Below are 3,590 nucleotides of genomic sequence, written 5' to 3'. Positions count from 1 at the left end.
GTCGGGCGAGGCGGTGCTGATGGTGCCCAAGAGCGAGGCCGGCTACTCCAACCAGGGCGCGTCCCTGTCGGTCGACAAGCTGAACGGCCAGGCGTTTGGCGCGGTGACCGTGGAGGCCAGGCGCCTCGACGACTGCGGCCTAGTCAACGTCGGCTTCATCAAGATCGACGTGGAGGGCTTCGAACTGCAGGTGCTGAAGGGCGCGGCCGCAACCCTGCGCCGCGACCGCCCCAACCTGGTGGTCGAGATCGAGGAGAAGCACACGAGGCGCGGCCTCGCCGACATGATCGCCGAGGTTTGCGCCTATGGCTACCGCTGCCTGGTGCTGAAGAAGGGCGTGCTCACCGACTTCGCCGAGTTGGATCTGGCGGTCAGCCACGACCCCAACCGGCCCGCCGACTATGTGTTCAACTTCATCTTCCTGCCGGTTCCTGAGGGTCCGGACTCAATTCCGGCCGAATAGATTCAATGGCTTGAATCTTCATCACCGCCCATCCCGGCGAAGGCCGGGATGGGCGGTATCGAGTACAGACCCTAGGCCAGCGGCCGACGGCTCAAGCCTCGACGACCGCCAGGGCGCGCGCCACGGGCTTATTAGCAACGGTAATGTCCTGAACCAGAAACCATCGTTCGCGGAGGCCGGGCCGGATGGCTAGCTTGGCCTCTCCTGCGGTGAGGAGCTTCGGGCCCAATGCGATGGATCACCGCAACTCCGGTCCACGACTCCCCCGCGGCCGGAAGAACGGCGATACGAGGTTCATATCTGCACGCCGTCGCCACGGCGCTCGTGCTGTCGGCGATCGCCACGTCTGGCATGGCGAGGCCCGCGGCGCCGCCGATCCGTTTGCAACGGCTGGATGGCGCGCCGGTCGCTTCGGCGGATCTGAAAGGCAAGGTGGTGTTGCTCGATCTCTGGGCGACTTGGTGCGCGCCCTGCCTCGCAGGGTTGCCGAGGATCGCCGAGCTGCAGGCACGCTACGTCAGGCGTGGCCTCGTGGTGCTGGGCGTCGCCCTGGACGACGATCGGGGCAAACTCGACGCCTATATGGCGCGGCATCCGTCGAGCTTCGCGGCCGTGGTCTTGCCAACAAGGGATTTCAACACGGCCTATGGCCGCGTCCTGCGGCTCAAGGAGGAGCGCATCGTCGCTGCCGACAAGCTGATCAACGCCAATCTGCCGACCTGGATTCTGATCGACCGGAAAGGCCGGATCGCATCGATCCACAAATCCTCGGCCGATGAGCCGAAAGTCATCGCCGAAATAGAGCAGATGATGAAGTCGGGTGTCTGAGGCCGACAGGTCGGCTGTTCGTCGGAATTCGGAGGGGTGCGGTGGACCTAGTTCGCAGAGGGATTCTCTTGGGGGCCGCCGCAGCGCCGGCCTTGGCCGGCGCGCGCGCCTCGGCCCAGGTCCGTCCCGATCCGTCGACGGTCACGATGCAGCGCCTGTCTTGGGCCGGCATACGATTGGAACATGCCGGCGTCGCCGTGTTCATCGACGCCACGGCGCCCAACCCGGACGCCCCGATCAAGGAAGCGCCGGTTGCAACCAAGGCGAGCCGAAGCTTCGCCCTGGTGTCGCACCATCATGGCGACCATTTCGATCCCGAAGCGCTGAAGCCGGTTCTGGGCGCACAGGGCTATGTCGTCGCTGAGGAGGGTGTCGCGCGGCAGATGAACCCCCAAGGGGTCCTGGTGCTGCCGGCAAGGATGTACGAGCCGGTGTTCCTGTCCCGCGGCGCCGGCGAGTTCGTGGCTTGGGCCGTTCCCGCCGTCGACGGCCTCGGCAGCCCGCAGGTCTCCTGGATCGTCGATGCCGGAGGCCGCCGCATCATTCATTGCGGAGACACCCTCTGGCACGGCGGCTGGTGGAGCTATGCCCGAGCGTATGGGCCGTTCGACGTGGCGGTGTTGCCGATCAACGGAATGCGCCAGACCAGTGGCATGTATCGCGACGTCACCCAGCCGATGAGCTTGACGCCCGAACAGGCTGCCAGCGCCTCGAAAAACCTGGGAGCCCGCCTCACCGTCCCCGTGCACTACGGCGCGACCGGCAATCCGGCCTACGTCGAGCAGCCGCAGGCCGAGGCGCGCTTCCTGAAGGCGATGGCTGCGCTCGGTCAGACCGCGCGGGTTCTGGCTCAGGGCGAAATCCTTTCGCTCTGAGCGCACGCATCGGCGCCGCGTCAACCGAGGAAGCACTAAGTCAGTGAATTCGCTGGCGCACCCGACACGATTCGAACGTGTGACCTTTGCCTTCGGAGTATTGGAAAGTAGATTTTCTAATATGCGACGCAATGCGAAAATATACGACAGACTATTGATTCATCGACGACTATAATCCATCTCTCCTACTGCTACGCGCGACAACGCGCGGCGCGATTTCCGCCTGCTGGATGTCCCTGGACTGCCCCAGCATGGCGTCAAAGTCTTGGGAGAGACTACTTGCCTAAGCTTTCTAGCAGATATGTGGAGGCGCTCCAGCCTCGCGCGGACAAGTTCATTGTGTGGGATGAAGCGCTGCCGGGGTTCGGCATTCGGCTCTATCCGTCCGGACGCCGAAGCTATGTCATCCAGTACAAGGTGAAACGCCGCACGCGGCGCCTTACCTTGGGCTTCCACGGAGAACTCTCGCCCGACGCGGCTAGGCGCATCGCCAGGATCAAGCTCGGCGAAGTCGCCCAGGGAGGCGATCCCGCCGACGTGAGGCGGCTTGAGCGCGAGGGCCTCACAATGCGGGAGCTCTGCGATCGATACCTGCTCGATGCAGAGTTGGGCCTGATCCCCGGAAAGAGGCGGCGCCCAAAGAAGGCCTCCACCATCCAAACGGACCGGAGCCGCATCAGCGCGCATATCATCCCTCTTCTAGGGACCCACCTGGTCAAGGATATCGGTCGACCCGAGGTCCACCAGTTCATGAGGGACGTCGCGACCGGAAAGGCGCGGCGCGACAGGAAGACCAAGCCTCGCGGACGTTCGATTGTCCGAGGTGGCTTGCCCACCGCGGCGCGCACCGTGGGCTTGCTGGGATCCCTGCTTTCCTATGCCGTCCGCGTCGGCGTCATCGAGACCAATCCCGTCCACGGCTTCACCAAGCCCGCCACCCGGTTCCGGCAACGCTTCCTCTCTCCGGAGGAGTATCGGCTCCTGGGGGAAGTCCTACTGTCGGCCGAGCGCGAGGGACACAATCGAACCGCGCTGACGATCATCCGAATGCTCGCCCTGACCGGATGCCGGCGAGGCGAAATCGAGAAGCTCCGATGGGAAGAGGTGGACGACGAGCGCAATTGTTTCCGCTTGGACGACTCGAAGGAGGGCAGCTCCATCCGCCCGGTGGGGAGCGCAGCCCTGGGGATCCTCGCCGAGCGTAGACCACCGGACGACGCCGGCTATGTGTTCGAAGGCGATGTGGCCGGCAAGGCGTTCGACGGCGTGCCTAAGGTCTGGATGAAGACCGTGCGCCAGAAGCTGCCCGACGTGACGCCCCACACCCTGCGGCACAGCTTCGCGAGCGTCGCCAACGAGCTGGGATTCACCGAAGCCACCATCGCCGCAATGCTGGGCCACGCAGCCGGCACGACGACGAGCCG

At 64.8% G+C, this 3,590-nt stretch carries 4 protein-coding genes and 1 tRNA gene; 4 read left to right on the top strand and 1 reads right to left on the bottom strand.

The window, feature by feature from the left end; translation table 11 throughout:
- The 3 genes from VGT80_RS16085 to VGT80_RS16075 form a co-directional block, all read left to right on the top strand.
- On the top strand, positions 1–463 hold a 463-nt coding region (locus tag VGT80_RS16085), incomplete at its 5' end, for an FkbM family methyltransferase (RefSeq protein WP_327457573.1).
- A 228-nt stretch (positions 464–691) separates the two neighbouring features.
- Positions 692–1,291: a TlpA disulfide reductase family protein gene (locus VGT80_RS16080; protein ID WP_327457571.1), complete on the top strand. Its 600-nt coding sequence runs from the start codon at positions 692–694 to the stop codon at positions 1,289–1,291.
- 92 nt (positions 1,292–1,383) lie between these two features.
- Positions 1,384–2,166, top strand: coding sequence for an MBL fold metallo-hydrolase (locus VGT80_RS16075; protein WP_327457569.1), 783 nt, complete (start codon positions 1,384–1,386; stop codon positions 2,164–2,166).
- Between the two features lie 53 nt (positions 2,167–2,219).
- On the opposite strand, the gene VGT80_RS16070 is transcribed toward VGT80_RS16075, so the two are convergent.
- Positions 2,220–2,358 (bottom strand) — tRNA-OTHER (locus tag VGT80_RS16070).
- Positions 2,359–2,469: 111 nt separating this feature from the next.
- Between VGT80_RS16070 and VGT80_RS16065 the strand changes: the two genes are divergently transcribed.
- Positions 2,470–3,590: tyrosine-type recombinase/integrase (locus VGT80_RS16065; RefSeq protein ID WP_327457567.1), on the top strand; the 1,121-nt coding region annotated here is incomplete at its 3' end.

It is taken from the genome of Phenylobacterium sp., from assembly GCF_035944335.1.
GTDB lineage: Bacteria > Pseudomonadota > Alphaproteobacteria > Caulobacterales > Caulobacteraceae > Phenylobacterium.
The sequence above is the reverse complement of the archived record's forward strand: the minus strand, read 5'-3'. Positions and strand labels throughout refer to the sequence as shown.

Excerpts from the sequence above, each read along its gene's own strand:
- VGT80_RS16080 (WP_327457571.1), top strand. The coding sequence starts at position 692 with ATGCGATGGATCACCGCAACTCCGGTCCACGACTCCCCCGCGGCCGGA.